The organism is Variovorax sp. Root473 (assembly GCF_001426505.1).
GTDB lineage: Bacteria > Pseudomonadota > Gammaproteobacteria > Burkholderiales > Burkholderiaceae_C > Variovorax.
Genome location: NZ_LMEV01000015.1, coordinates 256067 through 274344, shown reverse-complemented (window position 1 = coordinate 274344; position 18278 = coordinate 256067). Strand labels below are relative to the sequence as shown.

General features: G+C 65.0%; 23 protein-coding genes and 1 tRNA gene. 16 read left to right on the top strand and 8 right to left on the bottom strand.

Annotated elements, in window-relative coordinates; translation table 11 throughout:
* Positions 1 to 5: 5 nt before the first annotated feature.
* From rpsH to ASD34_RS10915, 14 genes are all read left to right on the top strand, one after another.
* On the top strand, positions 6 to 401 hold the full coding sequence (rpsH, locus tag ASD34_RS10975) for a 30S ribosomal protein S8 (RefSeq protein WP_056516708.1): 396 nt from the start codon (positions 6 to 8) through the stop codon (positions 399 to 401).
* Between the two features lie 24 nt (positions 402 to 425).
* The gene (rplF, locus tag ASD34_RS10970) at positions 426 to 959 is read left to right on the top strand and encodes a 50S ribosomal protein L6 (RefSeq protein WP_056576986.1); all 534 of its coding nucleotides are present in this window, start codon (positions 426 to 428) and stop codon (positions 957 to 959) included.
* 14 nt (positions 960 to 973) lie between these two features.
* On the top strand, positions 974 to 1339 hold the full coding sequence (gene rplR / locus ASD34_RS10965) for a 50S ribosomal protein L18 (RefSeq protein ID WP_056577252.1): 366 nt from the start codon (positions 974 to 976) through the stop codon (positions 1337 to 1339).
* Positions 1340 to 1357: 18 nt separating this feature from the next.
* Entirely contained in the window at positions 1358 to 1876 is a 519-nt protein-coding gene (gene rpsE, locus ASD34_RS10960; protein WP_056576983.1) for a 30S ribosomal protein S5, read from the top strand.
* 35 nt (positions 1877 to 1911) lie between these two features.
* On the top strand, positions 1912 to 2094 hold the full coding sequence (gene rpmD / locus ASD34_RS10955) for a 50S ribosomal protein L30 (RefSeq protein ID WP_019653974.1): 183 nt from the start codon (positions 1912 to 1914) through the stop codon (positions 2092 to 2094).
* An 11-nt stretch (positions 2095 to 2105) separates the two neighbouring features.
* Complete coding sequence (gene rplO / locus ASD34_RS10950) at positions 2106 to 2537, top strand: 50S ribosomal protein L15 (RefSeq protein WP_056576982.1); 432 nt, start codon at positions 2106 to 2108, stop codon at positions 2535 to 2537.
* Between the two features lie 27 nt (positions 2538 to 2564).
* Positions 2565 to 3878, top strand: a complete 1314-nt coding sequence (gene secY / locus ASD34_RS10945) for a preprotein translocase subunit SecY (RefSeq protein ID WP_056576979.1) — start codon at positions 2565 to 2567, stop codon at positions 3876 to 3878.
* 66 nt (positions 3879 to 3944) lie between these two features.
* Positions 3945 to 4058, top strand: a complete 114-nt coding sequence (rpmJ, locus tag ASD34_RS27080; protein WP_013544106.1) for a 50S ribosomal protein L36 — start codon at positions 3945 to 3947, stop codon at positions 4056 to 4058.
* Positions 4059 to 4081: 23 nt separating this feature from the next.
* Positions 4082 to 4447, top strand: a complete 366-nt coding sequence (gene rpsM / locus ASD34_RS10940; protein WP_013544105.1) for a 30S ribosomal protein S13 — start codon at positions 4082 to 4084, stop codon at positions 4445 to 4447.
* A gap of 12 nt (positions 4448 to 4459) precedes the next feature.
* A complete protein-coding gene (gene rpsK, locus ASD34_RS10935) occupies positions 4460 to 4864 on the top strand; it encodes a 30S ribosomal protein S11 (protein WP_009124825.1) in 405 nt (134 codons plus the stop codon).
* Between the two features lie 130 nt (positions 4865 to 4994).
* Positions 4995 to 5618 (top strand): 30S ribosomal protein S4, encoded by a 624-nt coding sequence (rpsD, locus tag ASD34_RS10930; protein ID WP_056576976.1) that lies wholly within the window; start codon positions 4995 to 4997, stop codon positions 5616 to 5618.
* A 142-nt stretch (positions 5619 to 5760) separates the two neighbouring features.
* Positions 5761 to 6750, top strand: a complete 990-nt coding sequence (locus ASD34_RS10925; RefSeq protein WP_056576973.1) for a DNA-directed RNA polymerase subunit alpha — start codon at positions 5761 to 5763, stop codon at positions 6748 to 6750.
* Positions 6751 to 6837: 87 nt separating this feature from the next.
* Positions 6838 to 7236: a 50S ribosomal protein L17 gene (gene rplQ / locus ASD34_RS10920; RefSeq protein WP_056576970.1), complete on the top strand. Its 399-nt coding sequence runs from the start codon at positions 6838 to 6840 to the stop codon at positions 7234 to 7236.
* 18 nt (positions 7237 to 7254) lie between these two features.
* Positions 7255 to 7331, top strand: a tRNA-Met gene (locus tag ASD34_RS10915).
* Positions 7332 to 7536: 205 nt separating this feature from the next.
* Here the strand turns inward: ASD34_RS10915 and ASD34_RS10910 are convergent.
* The 6 genes from ASD34_RS10910 to ASD34_RS10885 are packed head-to-tail and all read right to left on the bottom strand — an operon-like array spanning position 7537 to position 14483.
* The gene (locus ASD34_RS10910; RefSeq protein WP_056576966.1) at positions 7537 to 7935 is read right to left on the bottom strand and encodes a RidA family protein; all 399 of its coding nucleotides are present in this window, start codon (positions 7933 to 7935) and stop codon (positions 7537 to 7539) included.
* On the bottom strand, positions 7932 to 9560 hold the full coding sequence (locus ASD34_RS10905; protein ID WP_056576963.1) for an AMP-binding protein: 1629 nt from the start codon (positions 9558 to 9560) through the stop codon (positions 7932 to 7934). The genes ASD34_RS10910 and ASD34_RS10905 overlap by 4 nt, the downstream gene beginning before the upstream one ends.
* Before the next feature lie 4 nt (positions 9561 to 9564).
* Entirely contained in the window at positions 9565 to 10758 is a 1194-nt protein-coding gene (locus tag ASD34_RS10900; RefSeq protein WP_056576960.1) for an acyl-CoA dehydrogenase family protein, read from the bottom strand.
* Between the two features lie 8 nt (positions 10759 to 10766).
* Positions 10767 to 11621 carry an enoyl-CoA hydratase family protein gene (locus ASD34_RS10895; protein WP_056576957.1) on the bottom strand — a complete coding sequence of 285 codons (855 nt, stop codon included), beginning with the start codon at positions 11619 to 11621 and terminating at the stop codon, positions 10767 to 10769.
* Complete coding sequence (locus ASD34_RS10890) at positions 11618 to 12097, bottom strand: MarR family winged helix-turn-helix transcriptional regulator (protein ID WP_056576953.1); 480 nt, start codon at positions 12095 to 12097, stop codon at positions 11618 to 11620. Before ASD34_RS10890 ends, ASD34_RS10895 begins: the two co-directional genes overlap by 4 nt.
* A gap of 1 nt (position 12098) precedes the next feature.
* Positions 12099 to 14483 (bottom strand): bifunctional salicylyl-CoA 5-hydroxylase/oxidoreductase, encoded by a 2385-nt coding sequence (locus tag ASD34_RS10885; RefSeq protein WP_056576950.1) that lies wholly within the window; start codon positions 14481 to 14483, stop codon positions 12099 to 12101.
* 119 nt (positions 14484 to 14602) lie between these two features.
* On the opposite strand from ASD34_RS10885, the gene ASD34_RS10880 reads away from it, so the two are divergent.
* Together ASD34_RS10880 and ASD34_RS10875 are read left to right on the top strand one after the other, a co-directional pair.
* Entirely contained in the window at positions 14603 to 15874 is a 1272-nt protein-coding gene (locus ASD34_RS10880) for a class I SAM-dependent methyltransferase (RefSeq protein ID WP_056576947.1), read from the top strand.
* A gap of 11 nt (positions 15875 to 15885) precedes the next feature.
* Positions 15886 to 16215, top strand: coding sequence for a DUF1840 domain-containing protein (locus ASD34_RS10875; RefSeq protein ID WP_056576944.1), 330 nt, complete (start codon positions 15886 to 15888; stop codon positions 16213 to 16215).
* A gap of 18 nt (positions 16216 to 16233) precedes the next feature.
* Here ASD34_RS10875 and ASD34_RS10870 read toward each other — a convergent pair whose 3' ends face one another.
* Positions 16234 to 17274, bottom strand: coding sequence for a Bug family tripartite tricarboxylate transporter substrate binding protein (locus ASD34_RS10870; RefSeq protein WP_056576941.1), 1041 nt, complete (start codon positions 17272 to 17274; stop codon positions 16234 to 16236).
* Positions 17275 to 17345: 71 nt separating this feature from the next.
* The gene (locus ASD34_RS10865) at positions 17346 to 18275 is read right to left on the bottom strand and encodes a LysR family transcriptional regulator (RefSeq protein WP_056576938.1); all 930 of its coding nucleotides are present in this window, start codon (positions 18273 to 18275) and stop codon (positions 17346 to 17348) included.
* Positions 18276 to 18278: the final 3 nt, after the last annotated feature.

Below are 18278 nucleotides of genomic sequence, written 5' to 3'. Positions count from 1 at the left end.
ACAACATGAGCATGAGTGATCCCATTGCCGACCTGCTGACGCGTATCCGTAACGCGCAGATGGTGGCGAAGCCCACTGTGTCGATCCCGTCTTCCAAGGTGAAGGCTGCGATTGCACAAGTCCTGAAGGACGAAGGCTACATCGACGGTTTCGAAGTAAAGACCGATGCCGGCAAGTCCGAGCTCGTCATCACGCTGAAGTACTACGCTGGCCGCCCGGTCATCGAACGTATCGAGCGCGTGAGCCGCCCCGGCCTGCGCGTCTACAAGGCCAGTGCCGCCATCCCGCAAGTCCAGAACGGCCTCGGCGTTGCGATCGTCACGACCCCCCAGGGCGTGATGACCGACCGCAAGGCTCGCGCTACCGGCGTCGGTGGCGAAGTTCTGTGCTACGTCGCCTAACCGAGACATCGAGGAGTTACTGAAATGTCCCGAGTAGGAAAAATGCCGGTCGCCATCCCCGCAGGAGTGGATGTGTCGATCAAGGAAGACCAGATCAGCGTCAAGGGCACGGGCGGCACGCTCAGCCTGGCTCGCAATGCGCTGGTGAACATCGTCAACAACGACGGCAAGCTGAGCTTCGAGCCCGCCAACGAATCGCGTGAAGCGAATGCGATGAGCGGCACGATTCGCCAGCTGGTGAACAACATGGTGGTTGGCGTGACCAAGGGCTTCGAGAAGAAGCTGAACCTGGTCGGCGTCGGCTACAAGGCTGCAGCGTCCGGCGCCAAGCTGAACCTGCAAGTCGGTTACTCGCACCCGGTCAACATCGACATGCCGCAAGGCATCACGGTGACCACCGCGACCCCGACCGAAGTGGTGATCAAGGGCGCTGACCGTCAACGCGTCGGCCAGATCGCCGCTGAGATCCGCGCTGTTCGTCCGCCAGAGCCTTACAAGGGCAAGGGCATTCGCTATGCGGACGAGAAGATCGTGATCAAAGAGACCAAGAAGAAGTAAGGGGCAGCAAAATGATGTTGACCAAAAAAGCACAGCGTCTTCGCCGCTCGCGCCAGACCCGCATCCGCATCGCGACGCAGGGCGTGGCTCGCCTCACGGTGAACCGCACCAACCTGCACATCTATGCCACCGTCATTTCCGACGACGGCACCAAGGTGATCGCAACCGCATCGACCGCCGAAGCCGAAGTGCGCGCAGCACTCGGCGCCTCGGGCAAGGGTGGCAATGCCGCCGCTGCCACCGCCATCGGCAAGCGCATCGCTGAAAAGGCGAAGGCTGCCGGCGTCGAGAAGGTCGCTTTCGATCGCGCAGGTTTCGCCTACCACGGCCGCGTCAAGGCGCTGGCCGAGGCAGCCCGCGAAGCCGGTCTGCAGTTCTAATCGGACACGAGATTCAAAATGGCAAAGATTCAAGCAAGAACGCAGAACGAAGGTCCTGAGGACGGTCTGCGCGAGAAGATGATCGCGATCAACCGCGTCACCAAGGTGGTGAAGGGTGGTCGTATCCTCGGTTTCGCAGCGCTGACCGTGGTCGGTGACGGCGATGGCCGCGTCGGCATGGGCAAGGGCAAGTCCAAGGAAGTGCCTGCTGCCGTGCAGAAGGCAATGGAAGAGGCTCGCCGCAACCTGTTCAAGGCTCCGATCAAGAACGGTACGCTGCACCACCAGGTGCAAGGTCACCACGGTGCCGCCACCGTCGTGATGTACCCGGCTCCCAAGGGTACCGGCATCATTGCCGGCGGCCCGATGCGCGCCGTGTTCGAAGTCATGGGCATCACCGACATCGTGGCCAAGAGCCATGGTTCGTCGAACCCCTACAACATGGTTCGCGCCACGCTCGACGGGTTGAAGAACTCGACGACGGCCGGCCAAGTGGCTGCCAAGCGCGGTCTCACCGTCGAAGAAATCTTCGCCTGAGCGCAAGCTCTCGCAAGGCTGAAGGAAGCATTCAAATGACGCAACAACAAACCCTCAAGGTGCAATTGGTCAAGAGCCCGATTGGCACCAAGGAATCGCATCGCGCGACCGTGCGTGGCCTCGGCCTGCGCAAGCTCAACAGCGTGAGCGAGCTGCAAGACACGCCCGCGGTGCGCGGCATGATCAACAAGATCAGTTATCTGGTCAAAGTTCTGTAAGAGAGACTGATATGGAACTCAATGGCATCAAGCCGGCAGCTGGCGCCAAGCACGCCAAGCGTCGCGTCGGCCGCGGCATCGGCTCGGGCATCGGCAAGACCGCAGGTCGCGGTCACAAGGGCCAGAAGTCGCGCGCAGGCGGCTTCCACAAGGTGGGCTTCGAAGGCGGTCAAATGCCTCTGCAGCGTCGCCTGCCCAAGCGCGGCTTCAAGTCGCACCTGCTGAAGTACAACGCCGAAGTCACGCTGACTGCGCTCGAGCAGCTCGGCCTGGCCGAAGTCGATGTCCTGGCACTGAAGCAAGCCGGCCTCGTGGGCCAGCTCGCCAAGGTCGTCAAGATCATCAAGACCGGCGAACTCACCAAGGCCGTCAAGCTGACGGGCGTGGGGGCGACCGCTGGTGCCAAGGCTGCGATCGAAGCAGCCGGCGGCAGCCTCGCCTGATCACCTTCGGACTGAAAGAAGTTCTTCGTGGCAACTAACGCGGCAACGATCGCAAAAACAGGCAAGTTCGGCGACCTCCGTCGTCGGCTCGTCTTTTTGCTGCTCGCGCTCGTGGTCTACCGGATTGGCGCGCACATTCCTGTGCCGGGTATCAACCCGGATCAGCTGGCAGCGTTGTTCCAGGGCCAGCAGGGCGGCATTCTGAGCCTGTTCAACATGTTCTCGGGCGGGGCGCTGTCGCGTTTCACCGTGTTCGCGTTGGGGATCATGCCGTACATCTCGGCGTCGATCATCATGCAGCTGATGACCTACGTGCTTCCGACCTTCGAGCAATTGAAGAAGGAAGGCGAGGCCGGTCGCCGCAAGATCACGCAGTACACGCGCTATGGCGCGCTCGGCCTGGCTCTGTTCCAGTCGTTCAGCATCGCAGTGGCCCTCGAATCGTCGGCCGGTCTGGTGATCGCCCCCGGTTTCGGCTTCCGCCTGACCGCCATGGTGAGCCTGACCGCTGGTTCGATGTTCCTGATGTGGCTCGGCGAGCAGATCACCGAACGCGGCCTGGGCAACGGCATCTCGATCCTGATCTTTGCAGGTATCGCGGCCGGTCTGCCCGGTGCGATCGGTGGCCTGGCTTCGCTGGTGACGACCGGTGCGATGAACCCCATCGTTGCGCTCTTCATCATCGCGGTTGTGGTGCTGGTCACCTACTTCGTGGTGTTCGTGGAACGCGGTCAGCGCAAGATCCTCGTGAACTATGCGCGGCGCCAGGTTGGCAACAAGGTCTACGGCGGTCAGTCGTCGCACCTGCCCCTGAAGCTGAACATGGCCGGTGTGATTCCTCCGATCTTCGCGTCGTCGATCATTCTGCTGCCGGCAACGGTGGTGGGCTGGTTCAGCGCTGGTGACGGTGGCTTCCGCTGGATCAAGGACATCGCCAGCGCACTGCGTCCGGGCGAGCCGATCTACGTGCTGCTGTATGCCGCTGCGATCGTTTTCTTCTGCTTCTTCTACACGGCACTCGTGTTCAACAGCAAGGAAACGGCCGACAACCTGAAGAAGAGTGGTGCGTTCATTCCTGGCATTCGCCCGGGTGACCAGACCGCTCGCTATATCGACAAGATTCTGGTTCGCCTGACGTTGGCCGGCGCGGTGTACATCACCTTCGTCTGCCTGCTGCCCGAGTTCCTGATCCTGAAGTACAACGTGCCGTTCTACTTCGGTGGTACCTCCCTGCTGATCATCGTGGTCGTCACGATGGACTTCATGGCCCAGGTGCAAAACTACATGATGTCCCAGCAGTACGAATCGCTGCTGAAGAAGGCGAACTTCAAGACATCGTAGGGCTGTGAGTTTCAGTATTGAGTCCGGGCGGTAGACCGCCACGTTAAACAGTTTTAGGAGAATGAAATGAGAGTTTCGGCTTCGGTCAAAACCATCTGCCGTAATTGCAAGGTCATCCGCCGTAAAGGTGTGGTGCGTGTGATTTGCACCGACCCGCGCCACAAGCAGCGCCAGGGTTGATTGAAGAGTATTAGAGGACGCACATGGCACGTATTGCTGGCATCAACATCCCGCCGCACAAGCACGCTGAAATCGGCCTGACCGCCATTTTCGGTATCGGTCGCACCCGCGCCCGTCAAATCTGCGAAGCGAGCGGCATCGAATATTCGAAGAAGATCAAGGATCTGACCGACGCCGATCTCGAAAAGATCCGCGACCAGATCGCTCTGTTCACGATCGAAGGCGATCTGCGTCGCGAGACGACGATGAACATCAAGCGTTTGATGGACATCGGCTGCTATCGCGGCTTCCGTCACCGTCGCGGCCTGCCGATGCGCGGCCAGCGCACGCGCACCAATGCCCGCACCCGCAAGGGTCCGCGCAAGGCTGCGCAGTCCCTGAAGAAATAAGGATAGACAAGCATGGCTAAAGCACCTGCAAACAACGCCGCACAGCGCGTTCGCAAGAAGGTTCGCAAGAACGTTGCGGACGGTATCGCCCACGTGCATGCCTCGTTCAACAACACCATCATCACGATCACCGATCGCCAGGGCAACGCCCTGTCGTGGGCTTCGTCGGGTGGCCAGGGCTTCAAGGGCTCGCGCAAGTCGACCCCGTTCGCTGCGCAGGTCGCTTCCGAAGTGGCCGGCCGTGCTGCTGTCGAACAAGGTATCAAGAACCTCGACGTCGAGATCAAGGGCCCCGGTCCTGGTCGCGAGTCGTCGGTGCGCGCACTGGCTGCGCTCGGCATCCGGATCAATTCCATTGCCGACGTGACGCCCGTTCCGCACAACGGCTGCCGTCCCCAGAAGCGTCGCCGCATCTGATCGTCAGTCCGCAAGGCGCAGCCAGCTTTCGAGCGGCTGCGCATTTGTTTTTTCACTAAGCCCACCGCCATCGGCACTTCCGCCGACGGCTCCCGCAGGCAACTGCGGCAGATGACACCAAGGAAATACCGTGGCACGTTACCTCGGCCCCAAGGCCAAACTTTCCCGCCGTGAAGGCACCGACCTGTTCCTGAAGAGCGCCCGCCGTTCGATCCAGGACAAGGCCAAGTTCGACTCCAAGCCCGGCCAGCACGGTCGCACCTCGGGTCAGCGCACCTCCGACTACGGTCTGCAGCTGCGTGAGAAGCAGAAGGTCAAGCGCATGTACGGCGTGCTCGAGAAGCAGTTCCGCCGCTACTTCGAAGAAGCCGATCGCCGCCGTGGCAACACCGGTGCCAACCTGCTGTTCATTCTCGAGTCGCGCCTGGACAACGTGGTCTACCGCATGGGCTTCGGTTCGACGCGCGCCGAAGCACGCCAGCTCGTGTCGCACAAGGCGATCACCGTGAACGGCCAGTCGGTCAACATCCCGTCGTACCTGGTCAAGACCGGTGACGTGATCGCCGTGCGCGAAAAGTCCAAGAAGCAGAACCGCATTGTCGAAGCGCTGCAACTCGCCCAGCAAGTCGGCATGCCGGCCTGGGTCGATGTGAACGCCGACAAGGCCGAAGGCACCTTCAAGAAGGTCCCGGATCGCGACGAATTCGCAGCCGACATCAACGAATCGCTGATCGTCGAACTGTATTCGCGTTGATTTTCTCTACCCGCCAGTGCATCTTTGCGCCGGCGGGAGATTGATATTGTTGTTCACGTTCCTGCTCCGCACTTTGTTGCGGATCAGGCGCTTCACCAGCCTTACCGGTGTAACGAGCCGGGGGTATTGAGAGGAAGTCTGCATGCAAACCACCCTGCTGAAACCCAAGACCATCCAGGTCGAGCAACTTGCCGCCAACAAGGCCAAGGTCACGCTCGAGCCTTTCGAGCGCGGCTACGGCCATACGCTCGGCAACGCGCTGCGTCGCGTTCTGCTGTCGTCCATGGTCGGCTACTCGGCCACCGAAGTCACGATTGCTGGCGTTCTGCATGAGTACTCGTCGATCGACGGCGTGCAGGAAGACGTCGTCAACATCCTGCTGAATCTCAAGGGCGTGGTGTTCAAGCTCCACAACCGCGACGAAGTCACGCTGAGCCTGCGCAAGGACGGCGAAGGCCCGGTCCTCGCATCGGACATCCAGACCCCGCACGACGTCGAGATCATCAACCCTGACCACGTGATCGCGCACCTGTCGCAAGGCGGCAAGCTCGACATGCAGATCAAGGTTGAAAAGGGTCGCGGCTACGTGCCCGGCACGATGCGTCGCTACGCCGACGAGCCGACCAAGTCGATCGGCCGCATCGTTCTCGACGCATCGTTCTCGCCCGTCAAGCGCGTGAGCTACACCGTCGAAAGCGCCCGCGTCGAACAGCGTACCGACCTGGACAAGCTGCTGGTCGAGATCGAGACCAACGGTGCGATCAGCGCCGAAGATGCGGTTCGCGCATCGGCTAAAATCCTGGTTGAGCAGCTCGCCGTGTTCGCGCAGCTCGAAGGCGGCGAACTTGCTGCATTCGATGCACCCGCACCGCGCAGCGCCCAGCAATTCGATCCGATCCTGCTGCGCCCTGTCGACGAACTCGAACTGACGGTGCGTTCGGCCAACTGCCTGAAGGCCGAAAACATCTACTACATCGGTGACCTGATCCAGCGCACCGAGAACGAGTTGCTCAAGACCCCGAACCTGGGTCGCAAGTCGCTCAACGAAATCAAGGAAGTCCTCGCTTCGCGTGGCCTCACCTTGGGTATGAAGCTTGAAAGCTGGCCGCCGGCTGGTCTCGACAAGCGTTGATTTTTGTTTGAATTGAGCCCCCTGAGGGCTCGTGCCCGGGCAGTACCTGATACGGCTGCCTGTTTAATAAAGTAAAGGAAAAGCACCATGCGTCACGGACACGGACTTCGCAAACTCAACCGCACCAGCTCGCACCGCCTCGCGATGCTGCAGAACATGATGAATTCGCTCATCGAGCACGAAGTCATCAAGACCACGGTCCCCAAGGCCAAGGAACTGCGCCGCGTCATCGAACCGATGATCACCCTGGCCAAGAAGCCCACGCTCGCCAACAAGCGTCTGGCCTTCGACCGCCTGCGCAGCCGCGACAGCGTCGTCAAGCTCTTCGGCGAACTCGGCCCGCGTTTCGCAGCGCGTCCGGGCGGCTACACCCGCATCCTGAAGATGGGCTTCCGCGTGGGCGACAACGCCCCGATGGCGCTCGTCGAACTGGTCGACCGTGCTGAAATTAAAGATGCTGGCGCTGAGCAAAACGCCGCTGAATAAGCTATAATTTATACTTGCCGCGCGATGGAGCAGCCTGGTAGCTCGTTGGGCTCATAACCCAAAGGTCGCAAGTTCAAATCTTGCTCGCGCAACCAATTTAAAAGGCCCTTTGAGAAATCAAAGGGCCTTTTTCTTTGAGCCGATTCTTTTGGAAATTCCCGATCGGAATCAGGCGCAAAAGAAAGCCCTCGCGAAGAGGGCTTTTCTGTTTCTGGGCCGGCCCCGCAAAGAGGCAGGTTTCGAGAACGTGCGCAACTAAGGCGGCTGAGGGACTGCGACGAGGCGCAGTCACGCGCCGGATCAGTCTGGAATGACCGCCGTGACCTCGATCTCCACCTTCGCGCGGTGCTCCACCAGCGCCGCCACCTGCACGCAGGTCATGGCCGGGAAGTTGCGACCCAGCGCGTCGCGATAGACCGGGCCGAGCTCGGACAGGCGCCGGCTGTATTCGTCGCGGTCCGTCACGTACCAGGTCATGCGCACCATGTGCTCCGGGCCGGCGCCGGCTTCGCGCAGCACCTCGGCGATGTTGCGCAGTGCCTGGCCGCACTGGTCGATGAAATCGTCGGATTCGAACTGTTGCTGGGCATTCCAGCCGATCTGGCCGCCGACGAACACCTGGGTGCCGCGCGCCGCGATGCCGTTTGCATAGCCCTTCGGGGGCAGCCAGCCCGGAGGCTGAATGAGTTTGTTCGTCATGATGGTGTGTTGCTGTTGAGTTGTCTCAATTTGAAGCGCTGGAGTTTGCCGGTTTCGGTGCGCGGCAGCGCCGTCACGAACTCGATCTCCCGCGGGTACTTGAAGGGGGCGATGGTGGCTTTCACGTGGTCCTGCAGGGTCTTCACCATCGCCGCGTCGCCGGTGTGGCCGGGCTTGAGCACGCAGAAGGCTTTCACGACCATGCCGCGGTCGGTGTCGGGCTTGCCGATCACGCCGCACTCGGCCACGGCCGGGTGCTTGAGCAGCGCGTCTTCCACCTCCGGGCCGCCGACGTTGTAGCCGGCCGTGATGATCATGTCGTCCGCACGCGCCTGGTAGAAGAAGTAGCCGTCGTCGTCCTGCACGAACGAGTCGCCAGGGTAGTTCCAGCCGTTCTTCACGTAGTCGGCCTGGCGCGGATCGTCGAGGTAGCGGCAGCCGACCGGCCCTTGCAGCGCCAGCTTGCCGACCGTCCCGCGCGGCACTTCGTTGCCCTGGTCGTCGACCACCTTGGCCGTGAACCCTGGCACCGCCTTGCCGACGGCGCCGCGGCGCACTTCGTCGCCGGCGGCCGAGATGTAGATGTGGAACACCTCGGTGCCACCGATGCCGTCGAGCATCTCGATGCCCGTGGTCTCCTTCCAGAGCTGGCGCGTGGCGTCGGGAAGCGCCTCGCCTGCGCTCACGCAAATGCGCAGGCTCGGCGCCCCGTGCTGCCGGACGAAGGGCGCCATCTGGCGATAAAAGGTGGGCGCGGTGTAGCAGATGGTCGCGCCGACCTCGTTGATGAGCTTCACAAGCGCTTCCGGCGAGAAAGCGCCCTCGGGAAAGTACACCGACGCACCGGCCCACATCGGAAAGATCAGCAGGCCGCCGAGCCCGAAGGTGAAGGCCAGCGGCGGCGTGCCGACCACGATGTCATCGCTGCGTGCACGCAGCACGTGGCGCGGCCAGGTCTGGCACATGGCGACGACGTCGCGGTGCGTGGTGACGGGCGCCTTGGGCTTGCCCGTGGTGCCCGAGGTGAAGGCGAGCAGCGCGATGTCGTCGGCGGCCGTGGGGCAGGCGGAGAACACGCCGCTCTTGGCGGCCGCGCGCGCCGACAGCGAGTCGGGCGCATCGGGCTGGTTGAAGGCAATCACCGTCGCGAGCACGGGGTGCGCCTGCTGCGCGGCCACGAGCTCGTCGAGCAGGCGGCCTTCGCACAGCGCGGCCACGGGCTGCGACTTCTCGATGATCTCGCCGAGCTCCTTGGCGCGCAGCAGCGGCATGGTCGCCACCGCGATCAACCCGGCCTTGACCACGGCCAGCCACGACAACGCCATCCACACCGAGTTGCCGCCGCGCAGCAGCACGCGGTTGCCGGGCACGAGGCCGAGATCCTCGACCAGCACTTGGGCGATGCGGTTCACCTCGACGCCCGCCTGGGCGTAGGTGAGCACGCCGGCGGGCGAGCGCAGCATCGGCTTGTCGCCGAAGCCCTTGGCGACCGCCTTGTCCAGCAGTTCCTCGACCAGGTTCAGCTGGTCGGGAAACTGCAGCTCGGGCAGGTCGTAGCGAAAGACCGGCAGCTGCGCGGCAGGCGGCAGGCGGTCATGAACGAAGCGATCGACTTGGGCAGACACGGTTTCACCCCCGCAAAACGGATTTGCCGATGATCAGTTGCTGGACTTCCGTCGCGCCTTCATAGATGCGCAGCGAGCGGATGTCCCGGTACAGGCTTTCGATCTTGGTGCCGACCTTCACGCCAAGGCCCCCGTGCATCTGCAGCGCCATGTCGATCACGCGGCTCGCGTTCTCGGTGGCGCACATCTTGGCCATGGCTGCGGCGGCCGACACATCGCCGACCGCCGGCGCGCCGCGGCGCTCCGCGTCGTCGCGCATCCACGCGGCGCGGTAGGTCAGCAGCGCGGCGCTGTCGATCAGCGCGGCCATCTCGCCGAGCTTGGCCTGCGTGAGCTGGAAGTCGGCGAGCGTCTGGCCAAACATGCGGCGGCCCTTGGCGTGCGCGATGGCTTCGGCGAGCGCGCGGCGCCCCATGCCCAGCGCGGCAGCGGCCACCGAGGCGCGGAAGATGTCGAGCGTGCGCATCGCGAGCTTGAAGCCGCCGTTCAGCGTGCCCAGCTGTACCGTGCGCGGCACGATGCAGTTGTCGAAGCGCAAGGTGGCCAGCGGGTGCGGCGCCATCACGTCGATGTGCGAAGAGGTGTCGAGCCCCCGCGTCGTCGCGTCGACGATGAACACGGTGATGCCACGCGTGCCGGCCGTGGGGTCGGTCTTCGCGAACACGCAATAGAAGTCGGCGATGCCGCCGTTGCTGATCCAGGTCTTCTCGCCGTTCAGGCACCAGCCGTCGCCGGTGGGCTCGGCGCGCATCGCCATCGCCGCGACGTCGGAGCCGGCCTCGGGCTCGCTGAGTGCAAAGGCCGCGATCTTCTTGCCCTGGCCCACGGCCGTGAGGTACTGCGATTGCTGCTCGGGCGTGCCGTCCAGCGTGATCGCGCCGCTGCCCAGGCCTTGCATCGCGAAGGCGAAGTCGGCCAGTGGCGAGTGGTAGCCGAGCGTTTCGCGCAGCAGCACGAGCGCGCGCGAATCGAGGCGTTCGAGCGCACCGCCGGCACTGCCGGGCACCGCGTAGCGCAGCCAGCCGGCGTCGCCGAGACGGCGCACCCATTCACGGCAGGCGGCGCGGTCGTCGCGCTCATCGATCTCCTGTGCGGCGCACCAGGGCAGCAGGTCGTTGGCGAGCGCGCGGTGCGCGTCGTCGAAGAACGGCAGCGCGAGGTGCGCGGTCGAAGGTGGGGCGGGAATCTTGGTCATCATGATGCGTGTCAGTCTCCGCCGAACACCGGCTTGCGCTTGGCCGCGAAGGCCTCGTAGGCGCGCTTGAAGTCTTCGGTCTGCATGCAGATCGCTTGCGCCTGCGCTTCGGCTTCGATGGCCTGGTCGATGGTCATCGACCACTCTTGCGCGAGCATGGTCTTGGTCATGCCGTGCGCGAAGCTCGGGCCTTCGGCCAGGTCGCGCGCGACCTTGGTGGCGGCATCGAGCAGCGAGGCGCTGTCGTGCAGGCCGTTGAAGAAGCCCCAGGCCTGGCCTTCTTCAGCGGTCATGGCGCGGCCGGTGAACAGCAGCTCCGAGGCGCGGCCCTGGCCGATGACACGCGGCAGCAGTGCGCAGGCGCCCATGTCGGCGCCGGCCAGGCCCACGCGGGTGAACAGGAATGCGGTGCGCGTGGCGGGCGTGCCGTAGCGCAGGTCGCAGGCCAGCGCGATCATCGCGCCGGCGCCGGCGCACACGCCGTCGATGGCACCCACGATGGGCTGCGGGCAGTTGCGAATGGCTTTGACGAGGTCGCCCGTCATGCGCGTGAACTCGAGCAGCTCGGGCATGCGCATGCCGGTCAGCGGGCCGATGATTTCATGCACGTCGCCGCCCGAGCAGAAGTTGCCGCCGGCGCCAGTGACGACGATCACCTTCACGTCGGTCGCGTAGGTCAGCGCGCGGAACAGGTCGCGCAGCTCGGCGTACGAATCGAAGGTCAGCGGGTTCTTGCGCTCGGGACGGTTCAGCGTGATGGTGCCGACACCGGCTTCATAGCGCCAGGCAAAGTGCTCGGCTTGGTAGTCGGCCTTGGGTTCGAATTGCGCGTGCATGGGATTGCTTGCGCCGATGTAGTGCTTCATGCGGTCTCCGCCAATTGGCTGCTGTGGGAATGTTGCTTGACCTTGCCGAGCAGCTTGTGAAGCTGCGCGATCTCCTTGGGGTTGAGGCTTGAAAAAGCCTCGACGATCCAGTCTTCGTGCTGTTGCGCCATCTCGTTGAAGAGCTTGCGTCCGCGCGGCGTGAGGCGCACGCGCCAGGCGCGGCGGTCGCCTTCGACGTTGATGCGCTCTACCAGCCCTTCGGTCACGAGCTGGTCGGTGATGCCGGTGACGTTGCCGCCCGTGACCATCATGCGGCGCGAGAGCTCGTTCATCTTCAGCCCGTCGGGTGAGCGTTCGAGCTGCGACATGAGATCGAAGCGCGGCAGCGTGGTGGCGAACTGCGCGCGCAGTCCGTTGCGCACCTGCTTTTCCACCAGCTGCGTGCAGGTGAGCAAGCGCAGCCAGAGGCGCAGTGCCTCGGGGTGCTCGCTGTGGGCGCGTGCTTCGAGGTCCATGTCAGTGCGTCTCTTCGGTGTCGGCCGCACGGCCTGCGGCAGCGGTGGCCGCGGCGATCTGCTGCTGCTTGGCGATCTCGCGGTACATCTGGTCGCGGCCGCTCAGGTACTGCTTGGGCCAGTCGACGTCGCGGCTTTGCAGCTTGGCGGCTTCGTGCAGCGTCCACGCCGGGTCGGCCAGGTGCGGGCGCGCCACGGCGCACAGGTCGGCGCGGCCGGCCGCGATGATGCTGTTGGCCTGGTCGGCATCGGTGATGGCGCCCACCGCGATGGTCGAGATGCCGACCTCGTTGCGGATGCGGTCGGCGAACGGCGTCTGGTACATGCGGCCGTACACGGGCTTGGCGGCGCGCGTGGTCTGGCCCGACGACACGTCGATGAAGTCGGCGCCGGCTTCCTTGAAGAGGCGCGCGACCACCACGGCGTCGGCGTCGGTGTTGCCGCCGGGTGCCCAGTCGTGTGCCGAGATGCGCACGCTCATCGGCTTGTCGGCCGGCCACACGGCGCGCATCGCGCGGAACACTTCGAGCGGATAGCGGCAACGTGTTTCGATGTCGCCGCCGTACTCGTCGGTGCGCTGGTTGGTGAGCGGGCTGATGAAGGCCGACAGCAGGTAGCCGTGCGCGCAGTGCAGTTCGAGCCAGTCGAAGCCGCATTCGACGGCGCGGCGCGTCGAGTCGACGAACTGGTCGCGCAGCGTGTCCATCTCTGCGCGCGTGATCGCGGCCGGCAGCTGGTTCTGTTCGCCGTAGGGCAGGGCGCTCGCGGCGAGCAGCGGCCAGTTGCCGCTTTCGAGCGGCTCGTCGGTGCCTTCCCAGCCTACGCGCGTCGAGCCCTTGGGGCCGCTGTGGCCGATCTGGATGGCGATCTTCGCGCTCGACTGGGTGTGCACGAAGTCGACGATGCGCTTGAACGCGGCCTGCTGCGTGTCGTTGTACAGGCCCGTGCAGGCCGGCGTGATGCGGCCTTCGGGTGTCGGGCTCGTCATTTCGACGCACACCATCGCAGCGCCGCCGAGTGCGCGCGCGCCCAGGTGCACCAGCAGGAAGTCTTGCGGCACGCCGTCGACCGCGCTGTAGGTGGCCATCGGCGAGACGACGATGCGGTTCTTCAGCTCGACGCCGCGCACCTTCAGCGGCATCAGCATCGGTGCCACGGCCTTGCCGCCCGCCAGCCACTGCTCGTAGCCGCCGAGCCATTGCGTGTCGCGCACGCGCAGGTTCTCGTGGCTGATGCGCTGCGAGCGTGTGAGCAACGAGTATGCGAACTGCTCGATCTCCATGCCCGTATAGCGCGGCACGTTCTCGAACCATTCGGTGGAGTTGCGCGCGGCGTTCTGGATCTTCAGCACCTCGACGCTGCGGCGGGCTTCATAGCCTTCGAGCACGTGGTCGAGCGTGCCGCCCTGTTCGAATTCGTTGGCCAGGTCGATCGCGTCTTCCAGCGCGAGCTTGGTGCCCGAGCCGATCGAGAAGTGTGCCGTGTGCGCAGCGTCGCCCATGAGCACGACGGGTACCGAGCGGCCTTCGACGTCGATGCGGTGCGTCCAGCGCTCGCACACCACGCGCGGAAAGCGGATCCAGTTGGCCGAGCCGCGCAGGTGCGTGGCGTTGCTGATGAGCGCGTGGCCGCCGAGGTACTTGGCGAACAGCTTCTCGCAGAAGGCGATGGCCTCGGGTTGCTCCATCTGGTCGAGGCCGTGGGCCTTCCACACGGCTTCGGGCGTCTCGACGATGAAGGTCGAGGTCTTGTCGTCGAACTGGTAGGCATGGGCCTGGAACCAGCCGTGCTCGGTCTGTTCGAAGGCGAAGGTGAAGGCGTCGAAGGTCTGGTGCGTGCCCAGCCACACGAAGCGGCAGTTGCGCAGGTCGATGTCGGGCTTGAACACGTCGGCGTAGCGCTGGCGGATGCGGCTGTTGAGGCCGTCGCTGGCAATGACGAGGTCGGCCTTGTACTGCGCGGCAATCGCCTGGTCGTCGGTGGCGTCGGTTTCGAACACCAGCTCCACGCCGAGTTCGAGGCAGCGTTCCTGCAGGATGTTCAGCAGCCGCTTGCGGCCGATGCCGCAGAAGCCATGGCCGCCCGAACGCACCTGGCGACCCTTGAAGAAGACCTGGATGTCGTCCCAGTGGTGGAACTCGTTGCCGATGAGCGCGGCCGTGGGGCCGTCGGCCGCGCGCAGGTTGCCCAGCGTCTGGTCGCTCAGCACCACGCCCCAGCCGAAAGTGTCGAAGGGGCGGTTGCGTTCGACCACCGTGATCTGCAGCGCCGGGTTGCGGGCCTTCATCAGCAGGGCGAAATACAGGCCGGCCGGACCCCCACCGATGCACAGGATGCGCTGGAGGTCCGAGGCGGGCGCGAGGCGGGAGGTGGTCAAGCTGTTCATGGTTGAATAGTTTAGACATAAACAATCTGTTGTCAACGAGGGCTTCTCTGCAGAGGCTTTCGGCCCGCTCGCGGATGCGATGTCATGCAAACTCTTGGAAAAATCAATACCATGGCCCCATGCAACACTTGATACCCAAGATCGAGTCGCAGCTGGCCTCGCTGCCCGTGCCCATCGCACTGGAGTTGCCCGACGGGCGCCGGGTCGCCCAGGCGGGTTCACGCGTGACGCTGGCTTTCAAGGAGTGGTCGGTGCTGGCCAAGCTGGCCGGCCGGCAGGTCGGGGCCATCGGCGAGGCCTACGTCGAGGGCAAGGTGCAGATCGAGGGGGCCATGCGCGACCTGATCGACGCCACCGTCGGCCTGTTGCCCGGCAACCCCGCCGAGACCGACACCAGCTGGTGGAGCCGCCTGCAGCACCGTGCCAAGTCGCGCGGTTCGCACTCGCTGCGCAAGGACGCCGCGCAGATCGAGTTCCACTACGACGTCTCCGACGATTTCTACGCGCTGTGGCTGGACCCGCGCCGCGTCTATTCATGCGCCTACTTCCGCACGCCCGAGCTCACGCTGGCGCAGGCGCAGGAAGCCAAGCTCGACCACATCTGCCGCAAGCTCATGCTGCAGCCCGGCGAGCGCTACCTGGACATCGGCTCGGGCTGGGGCGCGTTGCTGATGTGGGCGGCCGAGCACTACGGCGTGGACGCCACGGGCATCACCCTGTCGAAGAACCAGCACGCGCACGTGCAGCGGCTCATCGAGGAAAAAGGCCTGCAGGGCCGCGTGCGCGTGGAGCTGCGCGACTACCGCGAGCTGCCCGACGCGCAGCCTTTCGACAAGATCTCGTCGGTGGGCATGTTCGAGCACGTGGGCGCGGCCAACATGCCGACCTACTTTCGCAAGATCCACACGCTGCTCAAGCCGGGCGGGCTGGTGCTCAACCACGGCATCACCTCGGGTGAGCTGAACTACCGCCAGCTCGGCGCGGGCATGGGCGACTTCATCGAGAAATACATCTTCCCCGGCGGCGAGCTGCTGCACGTGACGCACGTGTTGCGCGAGACCGCGGCGGCCGGGCTGGAGATGGTCGATACCGAAAGCCTGCGCCCGCACTACGCGCGCACGCTGTGGGCCTGGTCGGATGCGCTCGAGGCACAGCTCGATGCCGCGCGCGAGGTGCTCAGCCGCAGCGGCGGGCGCCAGGGCCAGAACGCCGAGCGCATTCTTCGCGCCTACCGCCTGTACCTTGCGGGCTCGGCGATGAGTTTCGAGCAGGGATGGATCTCCTTGCATCAGATGTTGTCGACAAAGCCTGACGGCAATGTAGGGCGCGCGGGCGTCTTGCGCGGTGCGCAATCGGTGTACCCTTTTGCCCGTGACTACATCTACAAATAAGTGAGGACACCATGCTCTACCGCTTCAAATCCCGGGCCGCGCCTGACTTCGTGATGCTCGAGGTGCATGCGCGGCAACTGCTCGACATCGTCGGCAAGCCGGCTGCGCCGCAGGGCATCATCACGGTCGAGCAGATTCCCGCCGCCATCGCCGCCCTCGAGGCGGCCCTGGCCCGCGAAAACACCAAGCCCGCCGCGCACAACCACGACGAGCACGCGGTCGAAGGCCACGACACCGATGCCGAGAAGCAGCATGTCGGCCTGCACCAGCGCGCCGCGCCGCTGCTGCACATGCTCAAGGACTCACAGGCCGAGAGCAAGGACGTGACCTGGGGGACCTGAGCGGTCCCCGGCTCGTGATCAGTCCACCTTTGCGCCCGACTCCTTCACGACCTTCGCCCACTTCACGTGCTCACTCGCGATGAGCTTCGTGAAGTCGGCCGGCGAATTGCCGCTCGGGATCGCGCCCTGGGCCAGCATCTTTTCCTTGATCGCCGGCGTGCCCAGCGACTTCGCGACTTCCTGCTGGATGCGGTTCACGATCTCGGGCGAGGTGCCGGCCGGTGCCAGCAACCCGAACCATGAGCTCGCCTCGTAGCCCTTGAGCGCGGGGCCGCCGGCTTCTTCCACTGTCGGCACATCGGGCAGCGCGGGCGAGCGCTGCGAACTGGTCACGGCCAGCGCCGTGAGCTTGCCGCCCTTGATCTGCGCCATCGACGAGGGCAGGTTGTCGAACATCACGTCGGCGTTGCCGCCCACCATGTCCAGCAGCGCCGGGCCCGATCCCTTGTACGGGATGTGGGCCATGAAGGTGCCGGTCATGCTCTTGAAGAGTTCGCCTGCCAGGTGGATCGAGGTGCCGCTGCCGCTCGAGGCCATGTTCAGCTTGCCGGGGTTGGCCTTGGCGTACTTGATGAAATCCTGCACGTTGCGGATGTTCAGCCGCTTGGCCGTCTCGGCGTTCATCTCCATCACGTTCGGCACGGCGGCCACCAGTGTGATGGGCGCGAAATCCTTGATCGGGTCGAAGGGCAGCTTGGGGTACAGCGCGCGGTTGATGCCGTGCGTGCCCACCGTGCCCATCAGCAGCGTGTAGCCGTCGTTGGGCGCGCGCGCGACAATTTCGGCGCCCACGTTGCCGCCGGCGCCCGCGCGGTTGTCCACGATGAACTGCTGGCCGAAGGCCTTCGAGAGTTCGGGCGCCACGGCACGCGCCAGGATGTCGGTGGTGCCGCCGGCCGCAAAGGGCACGACGATGCGCACCGGCTTGGTCGGCCAGGTGCCTTGGGCGTGCGCGGTGCCGCCCAGCAGCGCGAGCGTGGCTGCCGCGGTGGCGACGAGCGCGAAGCGGCGGGCAGATGAAGTGGAGGTGGCGGAAGAAGAGCGAGAGATAGAAGTCATGCGCGCGTTTGTACAGGCGGGCGCGGCAGGCGTCGCGGGTAAAAACCCCGGCCCGTTGGGGGCGATGTGGCTCAGCCCACCTGCATCCGCTGCGAGAAACGCGCCTCGCGAAAGCGCGCCAGCACGAAGTCGACGAACACCCGCGTCTTGGGCGGCAGCAACTTCTTGCTCGGGTAGTAGATCCACACGGCGCCCGAATCCTGGTACCACTCGGGCAGCAGCCGCACCAGCGCGCCGCTGCGCAGGCCGCGTTCCACGAAAGGCATCGGCAGCATCGCGACGCCGAGCCCCAAGAGTGCCGCCTGCGCGATCGCTTCGGGGTCGTTGAAGATCGCGCGCGGGCGCGGCGGCAAATCGACGATGGTTTCCTCGCCGCTCGCATGCCGCAGCGTCCAGGGCCGCAGCCGGCCCGTGGGCGAGGAGCGGCGCAGCAGCACGTCGAAGCGCGCCAGCTCGCCCGGGTGCGCGGGCAGCGCGCGCCCCGCCAGATAGGCCGGCGCCGCCACCGCGACCACGTGGATGCGTGCGAGCTCGCGCGCCACCACGCCGGGCGACAGCGCGATGCCGCCGCCGATGGCCGCGTCGAAGCCCTCGCCGATCAGGTCGACCTGCTGGTTGTCGAAATGCCAGTCGGGCACGATGCCCGGATAGCGGGCCAGAAAGTCGCCCATGAACGGCAGCACATGCTCGCGCCCGAAGGCCTGGCCCATGCTCACCTTGAGCGTGCCCGACGGCTGGCCGTCGTCCTGCGCGAGGCCGGCCACCGCGTCCTGCAGCGTGGCCAGCGCGCCGCCGACCTGCGCCAGGAAACGCTCGCCGGCCTCGGTCAGCGTGAGCCGCCGCGTGCTGCGCTGGAACAGCCGCACGCCCAGCCGCGCCTCCAGCCGTGCCACGCTCTTGCTGACCGCCGCAGGCGTCAGCCCCAGTCGCCGCGCGGCCGCGGAAAAGCTGCCGCCCTCGGCGCTCTGCACGAAGGATTCAAGGTGATTGAGCGGTTCCATGCC